Origin of the sequence: Kitasatospora purpeofusca, assembly GCF_036010405.1 — a bacterium.
Taxonomy (GTDB): domain Bacteria; phylum Actinomycetota; class Actinomycetes; order Streptomycetales; family Streptomycetaceae; genus Kitasatospora; species Kitasatospora purpeofusca.
The window spans coordinates 8,490,068-8,508,408 of record NZ_CP108561.1; the positions used below are offsets into that span (position 1 = coordinate 8,490,068).

The following is an 18,341-nucleotide window of genomic DNA, read 5'->3' on the forward strand; positions in this document are numbered from 1 at the left end:
CCGGACGGCCAGGGGCTCTGGACTTACTAGGACGTCCAACTATATGGTCGGAACAGGTCCGCGGTGTCAGGGAAGCCGGTGCGAGTCCGGCACGGTCCCGCCACTGTGACCGGGGAGTTCGTCCTCGCAGGAGTTCGGCCACTGGCAGCCAGCCGGGAAGGCCCGGGGGCGCGCGTCGATCCGGGAGTCAGGATACCGGCCGCGGACGGTCCGTGTTTTCCACGAGGATGGAGACGACACGCATGAATCCGGGCTGCTCCCGTTCCACCGCCCCCGGCTGTGCTGTGCCGACGAGCCCCGGGGCGCACCAGCGCTGACGGTTCGTCAGCCGCCGCCGTCCTGCCGTCGGGCGCACCACCGTGCGCCCGCGCACCGGCGCGGCCTCCATTCCTCCTCTCCCCATCCTGACGAGAGAAGGAATCAATGCTTCCCGACCCCACCACCTCCGAGCCGATCGTCCCCGAACTCACCCACTTCGTCGGCGGCAAGCGCACCGCCGGGACGTCCGGCCGCTTCGGCGACGTCCACGACCCCAACACCGGGCGCGTCCAGGCCCGGGTGCCGCTGGCGAGCCGCGCCGAGGTCGAGGCCGTGATCGCCGACGCGGCGCAGGCCCAGCCCGCGTGGGCGGCCTGGAACCCGCAGCGCCGGGCCCGGGTGCTGCTGCGCTTCCTCCAACTCGTCGAGCAGGAACGGGACTCGCTCGCCCGGCTGCTCTCCGCCGAGCACGGCAAGACCGTCGCCGACGCCCACGGCGACCTCCAGCGCGGCCTGGAGGTGGTCGAGTTCGCGGCCGGCATCCCGCACCTGCTCAAGGGCGAGTTCACCGACAACGCCGGCACCGGCATCGACGTGTACTCGATGCGCCAGCCGCTCGGCGTGGTCGCCGGCATCACCCCGTTCAACTTCCCGGTGATGATCCCGCTCTGGAAGGCCGCGCCCGCGCTGGCCTGCGGCAACGCCTTCGTCCTCAAGCCCTCCGAGCGGGACCCCTCGGTGCCGCTGCGGCTGGCCGAACTGTTCCTGGAGGCCGGACTGCCGCCCGGCGTGCTGAACGTGGTGAACGGCGGCAAGGAGGCCGTCGACACCCTGCTGGAGGACCCCCGGGTGCAGGCGGTCGGCTTCGTCGGCTCCACCCCGATCGCCCAGTACGTCTACGCGACCGCGGCCGCCCACGGCAAGCGCGCCCAGTGCTTCGGTGGCGCCAAGAACCACATGATCGTGATGCCCGACGCCGACCTCGACCAGGCGGCGGACGCCCTGGTCGGCGCCGGCTACGGCTCGGCGGGCGAGCGCTGCATGGCGATCTCGGTGGCCGTCCCGGTCGGCGAGGAGACCGCCGACGCCCTGGTGGCCAAGCTGGTCGAGCGGATCGGCGCGCTGAAGGTCGGCCGCTCGGACGACCCGTCCTCGGACTTCGGCCCGCTGGTCGGCCGGGACGCGCTGGAGCGGGTCCGCGGCTACCTGGACCTCGGGGTCGAGGAGGGCGCCGAACTCGTCGTCGACGGGCGCGACTTCCGGCTGGAGGGCCACGAGGAGGGCTTCTTCCTCGGCCCCTCGCTGTTCGACCGGGTGACGCCGGGGATGCGGATCCACCGGGAGGAGATCTTCGGCCCGGTGCTGAGCGTGGTCCGCGCCGCCGACTACGAGGGGGCCCTGCGCCTGCCCAGCGAGCACGAGTTCGGCAACGGCGTGGCCATCTACACCCGCGACGGCGACACCGCCCGCGACTTCACCCGCCGGGTCAACACCGGCATGGTCGGCGTCAATGTGCCGATCCCGGTGCCGATCGCCTACCACACCTTCGGCGGCTGGAAGCGCTCCGGCTTCGGCGACCTCAACCAGCACGGACCGGACTCGATCCGCTTCTACACCCGCACCCGCACGGTGACCTCGCGCTGGCCCTCCGGGGTCAAGGAAGGCGCCAGCTTCACCATGCCGACGATGGGATGATCGCCGTGCACGATCTCACCGACGACCAGCGCGCGATCGCGGAGACCACCAGGGCCTTCGCCGACGAGCACCTCGCCCCGAACGCCGTGGAGTGGGACCTCGCCAAGCACTTCCCGGTCGACGTGCTGCGCAAGGCCGGCGAACTCGGCCTGGCCGGCGTCTACGTCCGGGAGGAGTCCGGCGGTTCCGGTCTCACCCGCCGCGACGGCGCGGTGGCCTTCGAGGCCCTCGCCACCGGCTGCCCGTCCATCGCCGCCTACCTGTCCATCCACAACATGGTCGCCTGGATGGTCGACCGCCACGGCGACGACGCCCAGCGCGCCCGCTGGCTGCCCCGGCTCTGCACCGCCGAGCACCTGGGCGGCTACTGCCTGACCGAACCCGGCGCCGGCTCCGACGCCGCCGCTCTCACCACCCGGGCCGTCCGCGACGGCGGCCACTGGGTGCTCGACGGCGTCAAGCAGTTCATCTCCGGCGCCGGCAGCGCCCAGGTCTACCTGGTCATGGCGCGCACCGGCGGGCCCGGCCCGAAGGGCATCTCGGCCTTCCTGGTCGACCGGGACGACCCGGGCCTGTCCTTCGGCGCCAACGAGCGCAAGATGGGCTGGAACGCCCAGCCGACCCGGCAGGTGGTGCTGGACGGTGTGCGGCTGCCCGCCGACCGGCTGCTCGGCGCCGAGGGGGAGGGCTTCCGGATCGCCATGGGCGGTCTCAACGGCGGCCGCCTCGGCATCGCCGCCTGCTCGCTCGGCGGCGCCCAGAGCGCGCTGGAGCGCACCGTGGCCCACCTCGCCGAACGCGAGGCCTTCGGTGCCCGGCTGCTGCACGCCCAGGCCCTGCAGTTCCGCCTCGCCGACATGGCCACCGAACTGGAGGCCGCCCGGGCCCTGCTGTGGCGGGCCGCCGACGCCCTGGACCGGGGCGACGCCCGCGCCTCGCAGCTGTGCGCGATGGCCAAGCGGCACGCCACCGACACCGGCTTCGAGGTGGCCAACCAGGCGCTGCAACTGCACGGCGGCTACGGCTACCTGGCCGAGTACGGCATCGAGAAGATCGTCCGCGACCTGCGGGTGCACCAGATCCTGGAAGGGACCAACGAGATCATGCGCGTCATCGTCGCCCGCGGCCTGACCGGGGCCGCCTGATGACCGGGAACGGGAACGGGAGCACGAGCGGGAGCGGGAGCGGCGCCGGGACCGGCAGCGGAACCGGGACCGAGGAGGTCCTGGTCCAGCGCGAGGGGCTGGCCGGGTTGATCGTCCTCAACCGGCCCGCCGCCCTCAACGCCCTCACCCACGGGATGGTGCGGCGGATCGCGGTGGCCCTGGACGACTGGGAGCAGGACGGACGGGTCGCGACCGTCGTCGTCACCGGAGCCGGAGAGCGGGCCTTCTGCGCCGGCGGCGACATCGTCGCCATCCACCGGGCCGCGACCGGCGGCGGCCCGCGCGAGGTCGAGGAGTTCTGGCGCGACGAGTACCGCCTCAACGCCAGGATCGCCCGCTACCCCAAGCCCTACGTCGCGGTGATGGACGGCATCGTGATGGGCGGCGGGGTCGGGGTCTCCGCCCACGGCAGCGTCCGGATCGTCACCGAGCGCACCAGGATCGCCATGCCGGAGGCGGGCATCGGCTTCGTCCCCGACGTCGGCGGCACCTATCTGCTCGCGCTGGCGCCCGGCGAGCTGGGTACCCACCTCGCGCTGACCGCCGGCTCGGCCGGAGCCGCGGACGCGCTGCTCTGCGGCCTCGCCGACCACTTCGTGCCGGCCGGGCGACTGCCCGCCCTGCTCGACGACCTCGCCGAGTCGACCGTCCACGAGGCGCTCGCCCGGCACGTGGAACCACCCCCGCCGGGCCGGCTGGACCGGCAGCGGGAGTGGATCGACGACTGCTACGCGGCCGACACCGTCGAGGAGATCCTCGAACGGCTGGGCGCCAGCGGCGAACCGGAGGCCGAGGAAGCGGCCGAACGGATCACCGCCAACGCGCCGACGGCCGTCAAGGCGACGCTGGCCGCACTCCGCCGGGCCCGGACCCTGGGCCCGCTGGAGGCGGTGCTCGACCAGGAGTACCGGAGCTCCTGCGCGGCCCTGGCCACCCCGGACCTCGCCGAGGGCATCCGGGCCCAGGTGATCGACAAGGACCGCACCCCGCACTGGAGTCCGGCCACGCTGGACGCCGTCGACCCCGCCGCCGTGGCCCGCTGGTTCGCCCCGCTGGGCGAGCGGGAACTCGGCCTCGCCGACCTCACCCCCCTGGAGCGCTGGTGACCCACCGGATCGGATTCGTCGGACTCGGCAACATGGGCGGCCCGATGGCCGCCAACCTGGTCAAGGCCGGTCACACCGTCACCGGCCACGACCTGGTGCCGGAGGCCCGGGAGCGGGCGGCCGGCCAGGGCGTACGGATCGCCGCCTCGGCCGCCGAGGCGGTCGCGGACGCCGAGCTGGTGCTCACCATGCTCCCGACCGGACGCCATGTCCTCGAGGTGTACCGGGAGTTGACCGCCTCGGCGGTGGACGCGCTGTTCGTCGACTGCTCCACGATCGCGGTCGGGGACGCCCGGGCCGCCCGCGACCTCGCCCGGACCTCCGGCCACCGGACCCTGGACGCCCCGGTCTCCGGCGGGGTCCCGGGCGCGGAGGCGGCGAGCCTGACCTTCATGGTCGGCGGCGCGGCGGAGGACTTCGCCGCCGCCGAACCGGTGCTGGCGGCGATGGGCCGCAAGGTGGTGCACTGCGGCGACTCCGGTACCGGGCAGGCCGCGAAGATCTGCAACAACATGATCCTCGGCGTCTCGATGATCGCGGTCGCCGAGGCGTTCGTGCTCGGCGAGAGCCTCGGCCTGAGCCACCAGGCCCTCTTCGACGTCGCCTCCACGGCCTCCGGCCAGTGCTGGGCGCTCACCAGCAACTGCCCCGTCCCCGGCCCGGTCCCGGCCAGCCCCGCCAACCGGGGCTACCCGGCGGGCTTCGCGGCCGCCCTGATGGCCAAGGACCTCGGCCTGGCCGCCGATGCCGCCGACGCCTCCGCCGTGCCCGCCGAACTCGGCCGCCGGGCCTCCGAGTTGTTCGCCGACTTCGCCCAGGGCGACAGTGCCGGGCGGGACTTCTCGGCCATCATCACCACCCTCCGGGAGAACACCGCATGAGCTACGAGACGATCCGGGTCGAGCGCCACGACCGGGTGGGCCTGATCACCCTGGACCGGCCGAAGGCCCTGAACGCTCTCAACACCCGGCTGATGAACGAAGTCGTCGAAGCCGCGCAGGAGTTCGACCGGGACCGGACGGTCGGGGCGGTCGTCGTCACCGGGTCCGACCGGGCCTTCGCCGCCGGGGCCGACATCAAGGAGATGCAGTCCCTGGACTTCGTCGACGCCTACCTCGGCGACTGGTTCGCCGCCTGGGACCGCTTCGGCGCCCTGCGCAAGCCCGTCGTCGCCGCCGTGGCCGGCTACGCGCTCGGCGGGGGCTGCGAGTTGGCGATGCTCTGCGACGTCCTGATCGCCGCCGACACCGCGAAGTTCGGCCAGCCGGAGATCAAGCTCGGCGTGATCCCGGGCATCGGCGGCTCGCAGCGGCTGACCAGGGCGATCGGCAAGGCCAAGGCCATGGAACTCTGCCTGACCGGGCGGACCATGGACGCCGAGGAGGCCGAGCGGGCCGGTCTGGTCTCCCGGATCGTCCCCGCCGACCGGCTGCTCGACGAGGCCCTCGCCACCGCCACGACGATCGCCGCGATGTCCGCCCCGGCCGCGATCATGATGAAGGAGAGCGTCAACCGCGCCCTGGAGACCACCCTCGCCGAGGGCGTCCGCTTCGAACGCCGCCTCTTCCACGCCACCTTCGCCACCGCCGACCAGAAGGAGGGCATGGCCGCCTTCACCGAGAAGCGCCCCCCGGAGTTCAAGCACCACTGACCCCGCCACAACGCCGGTGCCCGGGCCCCCTTCACTTCGGCGAAGGGGGCCCGGGCACCGGCGTTGTGGGCGCGCTCAGGGACGGCCGGACGCCCGGCGCCGGGAGGCGAGCCGTTCGACCAGCAGCACCGTGGCGACGGCCGCGACCGTGAACAGCAGCGTGTTCGCCACCACTCCGGCCGCGGTCAGCCACGCCGGGTCGGCGCCGTCCGGCGCGTGCGTCTCCGTGAACAGGCCGCCGACACCGGTCAGCAGGCCCCTGGCCACGTAGACGGCGACCAGGGCGGCCAGCCCGACCGGAAGGGTGAGCAGGACGGCCGCGAGGTAGAAGCGCCCGTTCTCCGTCAGCCCTCCCAGCGAGGCCAGCCCGCCGACCACGGCGACGTAACCGCCCGCCGCCCATCTGGAGATCCCCATCGCTGCCGTTCCCCCTGTGGTCCTTCGGTGTTCCGTCGCCGTGTCGTCGATGCGTGGCCGTCGTTGTGCTTCTGCCCGCGCCGGCGCCGGGCGACCCGCTCCGCCCGGCGCCGTTCGGGTCCGGTCAGCTCCCGTAGCGCAGCGAGACGGTGTCGCCCAGGTGGACCGTGGTGGCCCGGGTGGCGGCGGTGGGCGTACCGGCGTCCAGGTCGACCTTCCAGGTCGCCGGGCCGCTGTTGGCGGTGCCGTTGAGCGCGGTGATCGTGCCGGAGCCGGTGGCCGGGGTGACGGAGGTGACGCAGCCGGCCGGGGTGGCGGTGGCGGCCGCGTCCAGGACGTCGCCGAGGGTCGTGGTGGCGCCGGTCGGGGTGAGGGTCACGGTGCAGACCTTGAGCGGGGCGGTGCCGTTGTCGACGACCAGGGCCAGCCGGGCCGCGGTGCCGGGGGTGAAGCCGGCGGTGGCGGCCCAGGCCGGCTCACCGGCCGCGCCCGGTGCGGGCGGGGTGGCGGTGAAGCCCGCGCCGGCGACGGCGCGCAGGCCGTCGACGGAGGCGTAGGCGGAGGGGACGGTGTCGGTGGGCAGGTACTTGAAGCCGCCGCCGGGCTTGAACTGCTGGGCGATCAGGAAGTCGATCGGGGTCTTGCCCGCGCCGCTGGTGAACTCGGCGCCCTGGGGGTTGATGCCGCAGGCGTTGAGGCCGGAGACGGCCCAGCCGTTGGAGTCGGTGTTGGCGCCCCACATCGAGTTGAACGCGCCGGAGGCGACCAGCTCGCCCTTGAGGAAGTTCTTCGCGGCGACCACCGCGGCGTCGGTGTTCGGGACGCCGCCGCTGCACAGGGACGCCATGGCGGCGCCCGTCATGTCGATGTCGCTGCCCTGGGCGAGCGCCGTCGGGTCGCCGGCGGCCTTGCTGTAGTTCCAGCCGCCGTCGGTGTGCTGGTTGGCGCGCACAACGGCGACTGAGGCGCTCGCCGCAGCCGGCTGGCATGCTCCTTGGGGTGGCGGACGCCGACCCGGCCCCGGCCCCTTGCACCCCTGCGGGAGCACGACGGCCGGAGCGGCCGCCGCCCGGATCGCGTGGGCAGGCTTTCGCCGTGGTGCGCGGCCGGGCGGGCATTCGGACTCGGGGCGCCGACGGACGGCACCCCACACCGCTGCGCGTCAGCCCCGGATTCGCACCGGGTTCCCCCGCTCGGCCACCGCGGACGCTACCGCACGGGGCAGGCGCCGACGAGGGCTTGTGATCCAGGTGACGTGCCGTTGACTCCCGCTTCAGCAGCGTGGTCTGATGAACCGGTTTTTCACCCTCGGCACCCAGGGGAAGCCGGTCCGAATCCGGCGCTGACCCGCAACCGTAGATCCGCCCCCGGGCGGATGAGCCGGAATGCCTGGACCGGGGTCTGTTCTCGAAGTACTTGCGTCGTCGCGGACTACGACGTGGTCAGGGCGGTCCCCATGCCTGTCGGGGGGCTGCCGGCTACGCCGTTGCACCCGCGTCGATCGACCAGGGAGTAGCCGGTGAGGGTCAGCAGCAGTCGTACGCGGCACAGAGGCAGGGGAGTCGTGTCCCTGCTGGCCACCGGGGCGGTGGCGGTCGCGGCGGGCGGTACGGTGCTGCTCGGCAACCCCCGGGCCGCGGTCGCGGACCCGATCGAGGACTGCACGGCGACGACCGGCGCGATCGTCGCCGTCGACTTCGGCCACTGGGGCGGCGGTGTCGTCCGCGGCTGCGACGCCGACCCCAGCACCGGCATGAACCTGCTGCACAAGGCGGGCTTCACCACCACCGGCACCGAGCACGACGGACCGGCCTTCATCTGCCGTCTGGGCACCGGGAGCTTCAACGGCGGCACCCAGTACCCGACCCCGGCCGAGGAGCCCTGCACCACCACCCCGCAGGCGACGGCGTACTGGTCGTACTGGATCGCGGCCCCGGGCCAACAGACCTGGTCCTACAGCCAGTTCGGCGCCGCGACGCAGAAGCCGAAGCCGGGGGAGGTGGAAGCCTGGGTCTACGGGGGCACCGACATCGGCGGCACCGGCGGGGCGCCGGCCTTCACCCCGGAGTCGGTCCGGGCCCGGAACACCGGGCCTTCGCCCTCGGCCTCGCCGTCCGCCTCGCCCACCGTCTCGCCGACTGTCTCGCCGACCGCGACGACGGGCCCGACCGGTCCGGCCCGTACCGGCGACCCCGCCGCCGCGGCCGCCTGGCTGGCCGCCCGGCTGGTCGACGGCGACCACATGGAGAACTGGGCCTTCGAGGGCCCCGATTACCCCAGGACGGCCCAGACCGCGATCGCGCTCGCCGCCGCCGGGAGCCAGGACCCGGCGTTGCGCAAGGTCCTCGCCTTCCTCCGGTCCCACACCGACGCCTACCTGTACCCGGACGGCCCGGCCGGCAAGCCCGACTCCGGCGCCGCCGCCCTGCTCGCCCTCGTCGCCGGGAGCACCGGGGGCGACCCCCGGGCGTTCGGCGGCCGGGACCTCCTCGCCGCGCTCACCGACCACGTGTGCGCCGCGCCGGGCGAGAACGGCAAGTGCACCGCCGCCGGGGACTTCCACGGCGCCTCCTCGCCCTGGGTGCAGGCGTGGGCGGTCATCGCCCTGCGCCGCGCGGGGGTCACGCCGCCCGCGTCGGCGCTCGCGCGGTTCGCGGTGCTCCAGTGCGCCGACGGCGGCATGGCCGGTTCGATGATCGTCGCGGGCGGCTACTGCGAGTCCGACCCCGGCTCCGCCGGCCTGGCCGTCCTCGCCCTGCGCGGCGTCACCGGCTACGAGCCGATGGCGAAGAAGGCCGCCGAGCAGCTCGCCGCGAGCCAGCAGGCCGACGGCTCCTACGCCCCCTACGCCGGTGCCCCCGGCGACACCGGCAGCACCGCCCACGCGGCCCAGGCACTGCTGGCCGTCGGCCAGGGCGCCCGGCAGTCCGCCGCCAAGGCGTGGATCGCCGCGCGCCAGGGCGAGGACGGCGGCGTCCGTCCCGACGAGGCGACGACCGACGCGGACCCGGCCGCCACCGAGCAGGCCGTGCTGGCCCTGACCGGCACCGACTTCGGCACCGTCCGTCACAACCCGGACGGCGCCACCACCCCGCCCGCGGGGCGGACCCCCGACCAGGCCAGGGGCAGCGCCTACCTGACCGACCGGGCGCGCCTGATCGACGGCCACTACTACGAGGCCTTCCCGGCCTTCGCCGACTTCGGCCTCACCATCGACGGGGCCTTCGCCCTCGCCGCCACCGGCACGGACGACGCCGCGCTGCGCGGGATCGTCGACTTCCTCGACCGGCAGGGCAAGGACGCCAACGACCGCACCGTCAACGACTGGACCGCGATCGGCACCGAGTACGCGGGCGGCGGCTCCATCGGCAAGGAGGCGCTGCTCGCCGAGGTCGTCGGCCGCGACCCGCGCGCCTTCGGCGGCCACGACCTGATCGCCGCCCTCGCGGCGGTGACCTGCGCCAAGGCCGACGACAACACCGGCTGCGCGGGCGCCGGCAACTACACCTGGGCCACCTCGGTGTTCTCCCAGGCACTCGGCATCATGGCCCAGCTGCGGGCCGGTGACACGGCGAACGCCGCCGCCCCGATCACCTACCTGAGGAGCCTCCAGCACGCCGACGGCTCCTGGCCCAGCCTGATCCCCGCCACCGGCGACTCCGACGTGGACAGCACCGCGATGGCCGTCATGGCGCTCGCCCTCGCCCCCGGTGACGAGGCCGCGGTGGCCGTCGACAGGGGCGTGGCCTGGATCGCGGGCCGGCAGCTCGCCGACGGCGGCTTCCCCGGCGCGGCCGGCGACTCGACCAACTCGGCGGCGCTCGCGGTCCAGGGCATGACGCTCCGCCGGTCCGCCCACGTCGCGGCCATCGCGAAGGCGCTGGACTTCCTCGCCGGTCAGCAGAACGACGACGGCGGCTTCAACGTCGCCTCCGAGGGGCAGCGGGGCTCGGACGTGCGGGCGTCCACGCAGGTGCTGGGCGGCGCGACCGGGATCTCCTTCGGGACGCTGCGGCGGGAGGTGGGCGGGACGCCTACGCCTACGCCCACGCCTACGCCCACGCCTACGCCCACGCCTACGGCGACCGGGACTGCTACGCCGACGGCTACGGCTACGCCGACTGCGACCGGTACGCCGACTGCCACTGCGACGCCGACTCCGACTGCTACGCCGACCGCGACCGTGACTCCGACGGCTACGGCTACGGCGACTGCAACTGTGACCGGGACGCCGACTGCGACGGGTACACCGAGCCCGACCGCGACGCCGACGGGTACCGGGACGCCGACCGCCACCGCTTCCCCGACGGCCTCCGGTGCTCCCGTCCTCCCCGGCACGTCCGTCCCTCCGGCCGTCGACGCCCCCGTGGCCGGCGGCATCGACGAGCCCGTCCGCGGTGGTGTCGGCGCACCGGTGGTGGCCGTCCCGGTCCGGGCCGGCAGCGGTTCCGGCAACGGTGGCGGCCTCGCCAGTACCGGTACCGAGCCCCTGGTGCTCACCGGCGCCGCCGGGCTGCTGACCGTGCTCGGTGCGGCGGCCGTGCTCGTCGCCCGGCGCCGTACGGGAACCGCCCCGGGACGCCACCGGTGAGCGGGCGGTTCGGCCGGCTGACCGGGGCCGCCGCACTGACCTTCGCCTTCGCGTTCGGCGGCGTCGGTGCGGCCACCGGTCCGGCCGCCGCCTCGCCCTTGCCGATCGAGGAGTGCACGACCACGTCCGGTGTGGTGCTGGCGGTGGACTTCAGCAAGTGGGGCGGCCCGCTCCTGCGCTCCTGCGGCACCACCCCCACGACCGGGTACGTCCTGCTCAACCAGGGCGGTTGGAGGACCACCGGGACCGGGCACGACGGTCCGGCGTTCATCTGCCGCATCGGCTACAGCGGCTTCCAGGGCGGCAAGCAGTTCCCGACGCCGGACCAGGAGAAGTGCGTCCTGACTCCGCCGGCCACGGCGTACTGGTCGTACTGGCACGCCGATCCCGGCCAGAACGATTGGTCGTACAGCCAATTGGGTGCGATGAGCTATCAGCCGAAGCCCGGCAGTGTCGATCTGTGGATCTTCGGCGGCACCAACATCGAGGGCACCGAGGGCCGTCCCTCCGTCTCGCCCGACACCCTGCGGGCGCACAACACGACCCCGGGCGGCGGGACGACGCCCGTGACTCCCGAACCGCCCCAGCCGCCCGCGGGTTCGGGTGGCGGTGGCAGTACCGCTGGAAGTGGCGGCGGCGGCACCGGGAGCACCGGCGGCGCGAACGGCGGCTCGTCCGGGACGGGTTCGGCCAGCTCCTCGGGTTCGTCGGGCGGCTCCTCGGGCGGTTCCTCGGGAGGGAGCGCGAGCGGCTCCTCGGGCGGTACCGGCGGTGCGTCCTCCGGCTCGGGTTCGTCCGGTTCCTCGGGCGGCAGCACCGCCGGTGGCACAGGCGGCGGCAGTGCGGGCTCGGCCGGCGCAGGCTCGGGCGGCGCGCCCGTCATGAAGCGCCCGCCCGCGACCGGCGGCACCACCACCGGCGGCACCACCACCGGCGGCACCACCACCGGCGGCACCACCACCGGCGGCACCACCACCGGCGGTACGTCCGGCGGCACCGGTGGTGCACCCGCCACCACCCGGCCCGCCACCACCCCGGCGAACCCGTCGGCCGAGGCGCCCGCGCCGACCGCGCCCGAGCCCGAGGTCCCGGCGGCCACCGCCGACCCCACCGGGGACCCCTCGGCGGAGCCGACCACCCCCGACACCCCACCCGTCACCGACACCGCCAGCGAAACCGCCGCCCCCGACGCCGGTCCGTCGGCACCGGCGAACGCGGGCGGCCCCGTGGTGGTGGACGCGGCTCCGGCCGCCGACGCCCCGCACGACTCCGGCTCGATGGTCCCGGCCGTGGTGGGCGCCGTCCTGGTCGTGGTGCTCGGCGTGGCCACCGTGCTCACCGCGCGGCGCCGCCGCCGACAGGCCGAGTGATCGGGTGACCACGCTCGACAAGCGCTCCGCCGGCTCCCCGTCCGCCGCCCCCGGGCGGCTCGCGGGGGGCCGGCGCAGTCCGCGGAACCTGCACCCGCTCGCCTGGTGGACCTGGGCGCTCGCCCTGGCGACGGCGGCCAGCCGCACCACCAACCCGCTGCTGCTCCTGCTCGTCCTCGCCGTGCTGGGCTTCGTGGTCACCGCCCGTCGCACCGACGCCCCGTGGGCGCGCGGCTTCGGGTACTACCTGGGGCTGGCCCTCACCGTCGTGGCGATCCGGGTGGTCTTCCGCTGCGTCTTCGCGACCGGCATCACCCCGCACGACCACCTGCTGTTCTCGCTCCCGCACATCCCCACCCCCGCCTGGTACGCGGGCATTCAGATCGGCGGCCCGGTCTCCCTGGAGGCCACCCTCTCGGCGGCCTTCGACGGACTGCGGCTGGCCTGTCTGATCTGCTGCATCGGCGCCGCCAACACCCTCGCCAACCCCAAGCGCGCCCTGCGGGTCCTGCCCGCCGCCCTCTACGAGCTCGGCGTCGCCGTGACGGTGTCGCTCAGCGTCGCCCCGCAGCTGGTGCAGAGCGTCCAACGGGTCGCGCGGGCACGGAGGTTGCGGGCGGGTCGGACCAAGGGTGTCCGCGCGCTGCGCAGCATCGTCGTCCCGGTGCTGGAGGACGCCCTGGAGCGTTCGCTGCACCTGGCCGCCGCGATGGACTCGCGCGGCTACGGCCGGGCGGGGACGGCCACCCGCCGGTCCCGACGGACCACGGGCGCCCTGATGCTGCTCGGCATGTGCGGGCTCTGCGCCGGGGTGTACGGCCTGCTGGACGGAACGGCCCCCGCCGTCCTGGGACTTCCCGCGCTGGTGGTCGGCGCCGTCCTGTGCGCGGCGGGCCTGGCGCTCGGCGGGCGCCGGGTGCGGCGCACCAGCTACCGGCCGGACCGCTGGCGGGCCGCCGAGTTCGGGGTGGCCGGCTGCGGCGTCGCCGCCGCCGTGCTGCTCTTCGCGACCGTCGGCTACGACGCCACCGATCTCAATCCTTCGCTCTATCCGCTGACTTGGCCGAGCCTGCCGATCGTCCCGGTGCTGGCCCTGCTGCTGGCCGGTGCGGCCGGGGCGATCGCACCGCCGCCCGGCCGCCGGCCCGAGCCCGCGACCCCGTCCGCGCCGCGCCCGGCGGCGCGGACCGGCGACCACCGCGCCACGTCCGACCGCGCCACGTCCGACCGCACCGAGCCCGACCGCACGACCACCGAGGTGAGCAAGTGATCCGATTCGACCGGGTCGGCGTGGTGTTCGAGGGCCGTGACGCCCCCGTCCTGCGCGACGTCGACCTGCACGTCCCGGAGGGCGAACTCTGCCTGGTGGTCGGCCGGACGGGTGTCGGCAAGTCGACCCTGCTCGGCGCCGTGAACGGTCTGGTGCCGCACTTCACCGGCGGCACCCTGCGCGGTCGGGTCACCGTCGACGGCCGGGACACCGCGCACCACCCGCCGCGTGAACTGGCCGATGTGGTCGGGGTGGTGGGGCAGGACCCGCTGGCCGGTTTCGTCACCGACACGGTGGAGGAGGAACTCGCCTACGCGATGGAGCAGTTGGCCGTCCCGCCGGAGGTGATGCGCAAGCGGGTCGAGGAGACCCTCGACCTGCTCGGTCTCGCCGAACTGCGCCACCGCGCGCTGCACGAGCTGTCCGGCGGCCAGCAGCAGCGCGTCGCCATCGGCTCGGTGCTGACCGCGCACCCCCGCGTGCTGGTCCTCGACGAACCGACCTCCGCGCTCGACCCGACGGCCGCCGAGGAGGTGCTCGCCGCGATCACCCGGCTGGTGCACGACCTCGGAGTGACCGTGCTGCTCGCCGAACACCGCCTGGAGCGCGTGGTCCAGTACGCCGACCGGGTCGCCTACCTGCCCGGCGACGGCACCGTCGTGCACGGCCCGCCCGCCGAGGTCTTCCGGGACACCGCGATCGCGCCGCCGGTCGTCGAACTCGGCCGACTGGCCGGCTGGCGCCCGCTGCCGCTCTCGGTCCGGGACGCCCGCCGGGCCGCCGCCCCGCTGCGCGAGACGCTGGCCGCGCGCCCGGCACCGGCGCCGCGCCGCGGCGGCGCCGAGGGCGACACCGTGCTGTCCGCCGAGCGGATCGTGGTCCGGTACGGGCCGGTGACCGCCGTCCGGGAGGTCGGCCTCGAGCTCCGGGCCGGTCGGGTCACGGCCCTGATGGGGCGCAACGGCTCGGGCAAGTCCTCGCTGCTGTGGGCGCTCCAGGGCTCCGGGCCCCGGCAGGGCGGCAGCGTGCGGGTGATCCGGGAGGACGGCGGGCCGTCCAAGGACCCCAAGCGGGTCTCGGCCGCGGAGGCCCGGCGGCTGGTCGGGCTCGTCCCGCAGACCCCGACGGACCTGCTGTACCTGGAGTCGGTGGCGCAGGAGCTGGCCCAGAGCGATCTGGAATCGGCGCGGGAGGCCGGGACGACCGCGCGGGGGATCCTCGACCGCCTCGCTCCCGGCATCCCGGACGACACCCACCCCCGCGACCTCTCCGAGGGCCAGAAGCTGGCCCTGGTACTGGCGATCCAACTGGCCGCCGCACCCCGGGTGGTACTGCTGGACGAGCCCACCCGGGGCCTCGACTACCACGCCAAGGAGGCGCTCACCGGCATCGTGGCGGCCCTCGCCGCCGAGGGCCGAACCGTCGTGGTCTCCACCCACGACGTCGAGTTCGTCGCCTCCGCCGCCGACCGGGTGGTGGTGCTGGCCGAGGGCGAGATCGTCGCGGACGGCCGCACGGACGAGGTCGTCGTCGCCTCGCCGACCTTCGCCCCGCAGACCGCCAAGATCCTCGCCCCACTGCCGTATCTGACGGTCCGCCAGGTCGCGGAGGCGCTCGAACCGGCGGAGGCCGCCCGATGACCGCCGTCCGGATCCCCGGCCGGGCCCGGGTGGTCGTGGCGCTCGCCGCCTTCATCGGCCTGGTCGCCTTCACCTGGCCGTTCGTCGTCGCCCCGGGGAAGTTCGGCTCCTCCTACGCCCCGCCACTGATCTTCGGCGCACTGATGCTCCTGGTGCTCGCCGTCGTCGTCGCCGAGATCTCGGCGGGCGGCATCGACGCCAAGGCCCTCGCCATGCTCGGCGTCCTCTCCGCCGTCAACGCGGGCCTGCGCCCCCTCGGCGCGGGGACGGCGGGCGTGGAGACGGTCTTCTTCGTCCTCGTCCTCGCCGGCCGGGTCTTCGGCCCCGGCTTCGGCTTCACCCTCGGCTGCACCTCGCTGTTCGCCTCCGCCCTGCTGACCGGCGGGGTCGGCCCCTGGATGCCGTACCAGATGTTCGGCTGCGCGTTCGTCGGCCTGCTCGCCGGGCTGCTGCCACCCCTGCGGCGGCGCTGGGAGGTGCCGGTGCTGGCCCTCTACGGGGCCTTCTCCGGCTACCTCTTCGGCTTCCTGCTGAACCTCTCCTTCTGGCCGTTCTCGACCGACCCCAACAGCTCCATCGCCTACCTGCCCGGGCTGCCGTTCACCGAGCAGTGGCACCGCTACCTGCTCTTCGACCTGGCGACCTCGCTCGGCTGGGACACCGGCCGCGCCGTCACCACCTTCGTGGCCGTCCTCGTCGTCGGCCCCGCCGTCCTGACCGTCTTCCGCCGCGCCGCCCGCCGCGCCAACTTCGAGCCGGCCGTGCGCTTCGAGGCCGTGGACGTTCCGGTCGGCACCACCGCGACGGCCGGTGTCACGTCATCGCGAGATGTGGGCCCCGATGCCGTCGAGCACGAAGTCGAGGCCCATCCGGAAGGTGCGGTCGGCGTCGAGGTGGGCGGCATCGCGCACCACCGCGGCCAGCGCGGGGAACCGGCCGGTGGCCAAGGTGCGTTCCAGATAGGGCCCGAGTGAGCGCTGCCACTGCGCCTCGTCCATCCCGGTGGCCCGCTCGGCCCGCCGCTCGGCGATCTCCCGGCGCACCGCGCCGATCACGTACGCCTTGACCGCGGCGACCACCGGCATGACGGCGTCCACGTGGATGTCGCCCAGCGCGGCCACCAGGGTCTCCCCGCCGGCCAGCGCCTCCGGCCCGAGCTGGGGTCGGCCGCCCAGCAGGTCGGCGAGCCATTCGTGCTCGTGGACGGCGCTCCGAGTGGCCTCGGCGTGGGACCGCAGCACCTCCCGCCAGTGGTCGCCCACCGGCCGGATCCCGGCGTGGACGGCGTCGACCATCAGGTCGAGCAGCTCCTCCTTGCTCGCGATGTAGCCGTACAGCCGCATCGGACGGACGTCCAGCTCGGTGGCGACCTTGCGCAGCGACACCGCGTCCAGGCCGTCCGCGTCGGCGAGCCGGATCGCCGTTCGCACGATCCGGTCCCGGCTCAACGGGGCCGGCACGGGTCGATCCGGCGGCTCCGGCCTCTCCCACACCAACATGCCGCTCACCATACAACGCATCGGGCGATACAGTGTATCGACCAGTACGGTGTATCGAGATATATCGGGGTTGCATCGAAGGGGGAGGCAGTCATGACCATCGCCATCGTCGGAGCCGGTCTCGGCGGCCTGGCACTCGCCCGGGTGCTGCACGTGAACGGCATCGACTGCGTCGTCCACGAACGCGAGTCGTCACGCCACGCGCGCGGCCAGGGCGGCATGCTCGACATCCACTCCGGCCAGCGGGCGCTGCGCGAAGCCGGTCTGATCGACGAGTTCTTCGCGATCGCCCGCGGCGAGGGCCAGGACATGCGCCTGCTGGAGCCGGACGGCACCCTGCTGCTCCAGGAGGACACGCCCGACGACGCCCCGCTCGCGCGGCCCGAGGTCGACCGCACCGATCTGCGCGACCTGCTGCTGGACTCCCTCCCCGAGGGCACGGTGCGCTGGGGGCGCGCGTACGAGTCCGCCGACGGCGGCCAGCTGCGCTTCGCCGACGGAAGCAGCGCGACGTACGAGCTGCTGGTCGGCGCGGACGGCGCGAACTCCCGGGTCCGCGCGCTGCTCACCGACGTCCGCCCGGAGCACACCGGCCACAACGTGGTCGAGGTCGGCATCCCCGACATCGACCGCACCCACCCCGACCTCGCGGCGATGGTCGGGCGCGGCACCTACTGGGTGCTCGGCGGCGCAGTGTCCCTGGCGGCGCAGCGCAACGGCGACGGCCGAGTCCGCATCGGCCTCGGTTTCTACGACACCGCCGAGGACTGGTTCGCCACCAGTGGGATCCCGTTCGACGAGCCGGCCGCCGCCCGCGCCAGGCTGATCGAGCTGCTCCCCGGCTGGGACCCGCGTTTCACCGCGCTGATCGCGGCCTGCGACGACACCGTCGTGCCGAGGTCGATCACCACCCTCCCGGTCGGCCTGACCTGGCCGTCGACGCCCGGCGTCACACTGGTCGGCGATGCCGCACACCTGATGCCGCCGGTGGGACAGGGCGCCAACATGGCGCTGCTCGACGGCGCCCTGCTCGGTCTCGCGCTCGCCGCGCACCCGGACGACCTCCCGGCCGCCGTGGCGGAGTACGAACGCGAGATGTTCGAACGCACCGCCGCTGCTGCCCGGATGTCCACGGAGATCCAGGCGATGCTGCGGGCACCGGACGCCGCCCGGAAGATGCTCGCGTTCTTCCAGCCCGACTGACAGCGGCCGACCGACGGCCGCTGACCGGCATCCGCCGAGCAGGGCCGGGAGCGCCCCGGCCGGCGGGACCTCGAAGCGCCCGTCGGTCCCGATCCGTGGACACCGCGGTGGAATCCGTCGCCCCGACCGGTGGTTTGCCTCTAGGCTGACCCCGTAGCTGGTTCGCCCTGCCCGCCAGGCAGGACGTCGTAAGAGGGAACCCGGTGACGCCTTCGACTGGCCAGTCCGGGACTGCCCCGCAGCGGTGAGTGGGAACGACCGCCGTCATACGCACTGGGTCCGAGCCGGGCCCGGGAAGCGACGGCCAGTAGGTGTCCGCCCTCGACGAGGGTGGGTGTGCCCGCGAGTCCGAAGACCTGCCCGCTGCCCGTCCGCGGAGGAACCGCGGGCGGCTGTCCGATGACCTCGAGGGCGGGTCGGCGACCACAGCAGGCGGTTGAGGCACGTCCGTTCGCGGCGGCCACCGTCCGGCTCG

Annotated in this window: 12 protein-coding genes, 2 pseudogenes and 3 riboswitches; of the genes and pseudogenes, 11 read left to right on the plus strand and 3 right to left on the minus strand. The window is 74.5% G+C overall.

The features are described 5' to 3' along the window. Positions 1-27 precede the first annotated feature (27 nt). Positions 28-218: riboswitch (cobalamin riboswitch) on the plus strand. 205 nt (positions 219-423) lie between these two features. Genes OG715_RS36960 through OG715_RS36980 form a run of 5 tightly spaced genes read left to right on the plus strand, consistent with a single transcriptional unit; the run spans position 424 to position 5,876 of the window. Next, positions 424-1,953: a CoA-acylating methylmalonate-semialdehyde dehydrogenase gene (locus OG715_RS36960; protein WP_266272903.1), complete on the plus strand. Its 1,530-nt coding sequence runs from the start codon at positions 424-426 to the stop codon at positions 1,951-1,953. Continuing rightward, entirely contained in the window at positions 1,950-3,098 is a 1,149-nt protein-coding gene (locus tag OG715_RS36965) for an acyl-CoA dehydrogenase family protein (RefSeq protein WP_266272901.1), read from the plus strand. The genes OG715_RS36960 and OG715_RS36965 overlap by 4 nt, the downstream gene beginning before the upstream one ends. Continuing rightward, complete coding sequence (locus OG715_RS36970; protein ID WP_266272899.1) at positions 3,098-4,225, plus strand: enoyl-CoA hydratase/isomerase family protein; 1,128 nt, start codon at positions 3,098-3,100, stop codon at positions 4,223-4,225. Before OG715_RS36965 ends, OG715_RS36970 begins: the two co-directional genes overlap by 1 nt. Beyond that, positions 4,222-5,106 (plus strand): 3-hydroxyisobutyrate dehydrogenase, encoded by an 885-nt coding sequence (gene mmsB / locus OG715_RS36975; protein WP_266272896.1) that lies wholly within the window; start codon positions 4,222-4,224, stop codon positions 5,104-5,106. The genes OG715_RS36970 and mmsB overlap by 4 nt, the downstream gene beginning before the upstream one ends. Continuing rightward, positions 5,103-5,876 carry an enoyl-CoA hydratase gene (locus OG715_RS36980; RefSeq protein WP_266272895.1) on the plus strand — a complete coding sequence of 258 codons (774 nt, stop codon included), beginning with the start codon at positions 5,103-5,105 and terminating at the stop codon, positions 5,874-5,876. The genes mmsB and OG715_RS36980 overlap by 4 nt, the downstream gene beginning before the upstream one ends. A 75-nt stretch (positions 5,877-5,951) precedes the next feature. On the opposite strand, the gene OG715_RS36985 is transcribed toward OG715_RS36980, so the two are convergent. Continuing rightward, the gene (locus OG715_RS36985) at positions 5,952-6,293 is read right to left on the minus strand and encodes a hypothetical protein (RefSeq protein WP_266272894.1); all 342 of its coding nucleotides are present in this window, start codon (positions 6,291-6,293) and stop codon (positions 5,952-5,954) included. Positions 6,294-6,417: 124 nt separating this feature from the next. Beyond that, positions 6,418-7,254, minus strand: a pseudogene (locus tag OG715_RS36990) (hypothetical protein); the annotation flags it as partial. Positions 7,255-7,405: 151 nt separating this feature from the next. Continuing rightward, positions 7,406-7,483: riboswitch (cobalamin riboswitch) on the minus strand. A gap of 374 nt (positions 7,484-7,857) precedes the next feature. Here OG715_RS36990 and OG715_RS36995 point away from each other — a divergent pair. From OG715_RS36995 to OG715_RS37015, 5 genes and pseudogenes are all read left to right on the plus strand, one after another. Continuing rightward, positions 7,858-10,884 (plus strand): prenyltransferase/squalene oxidase repeat-containing protein, encoded by a 3,027-nt coding sequence (locus OG715_RS36995; protein ID WP_266272893.1) that lies wholly within the window; start codon positions 7,858-7,860, stop codon positions 10,882-10,884. Further along, the gene (locus OG715_RS42545) at positions 10,881-12,254 is read left to right on the plus strand and encodes a hypothetical protein (RefSeq protein WP_407661060.1); all 1,374 of its coding nucleotides are present in this window, start codon (positions 10,881-10,883) and stop codon (positions 12,252-12,254) included. The genes OG715_RS36995 and OG715_RS42545 overlap by 4 nt, the downstream gene beginning before the upstream one ends. A 4-nt stretch (positions 12,255-12,258) precedes the next feature. Further along, positions 12,259-13,524 carry a CbiQ family ECF transporter T component gene (locus tag OG715_RS37005; protein WP_266272892.1) on the plus strand — a complete coding sequence of 422 codons (1,266 nt, stop codon included), beginning with the start codon at positions 12,259-12,261 and terminating at the stop codon, positions 13,522-13,524. After that, positions 13,521-15,164, plus strand: coding sequence for an ABC transporter ATP-binding protein (locus OG715_RS37010; protein ID WP_266272891.1), 1,644 nt, complete (start codon positions 13,521-13,523; stop codon positions 15,162-15,164). Before OG715_RS37005 ends, OG715_RS37010 begins: the two co-directional genes overlap by 4 nt. Beyond that, positions 15,161-15,952 (plus strand): annotated as a pseudogene (locus tag OG715_RS37015) (ECF transporter S component); the annotation flags it as partial. The gene OG715_RS37010 and the pseudogene OG715_RS37015, both read left to right, overlap by 4 nt. Before the next feature lie 30 nt (positions 15,953-15,982). Here OG715_RS37015 and OG715_RS37020 read toward each other — a convergent pair. Next, positions 15,983-16,663 (minus strand): TetR/AcrR family transcriptional regulator, encoded by a 681-nt coding sequence (locus tag OG715_RS37020; RefSeq protein ID WP_266272890.1) that lies wholly within the window; start codon positions 16,661-16,663, stop codon positions 15,983-15,985. Positions 16,664-16,756: 93 nt separating this feature from the next. On the opposite strand from OG715_RS37020, the gene OG715_RS37025 reads away from it, so the two are divergent. After that, entirely contained in the window at positions 16,757-17,866 is a 1,110-nt protein-coding gene (locus tag OG715_RS37025; RefSeq protein ID WP_266272889.1) for an FAD-dependent oxidoreductase, read from the plus strand. A gap of 141 nt (positions 17,867-18,007) precedes the next feature. Beyond that, positions 18,008-18,244: riboswitch (cobalamin riboswitch) on the plus strand. Positions 18,245-18,341 lie beyond the last annotated feature (97 nt).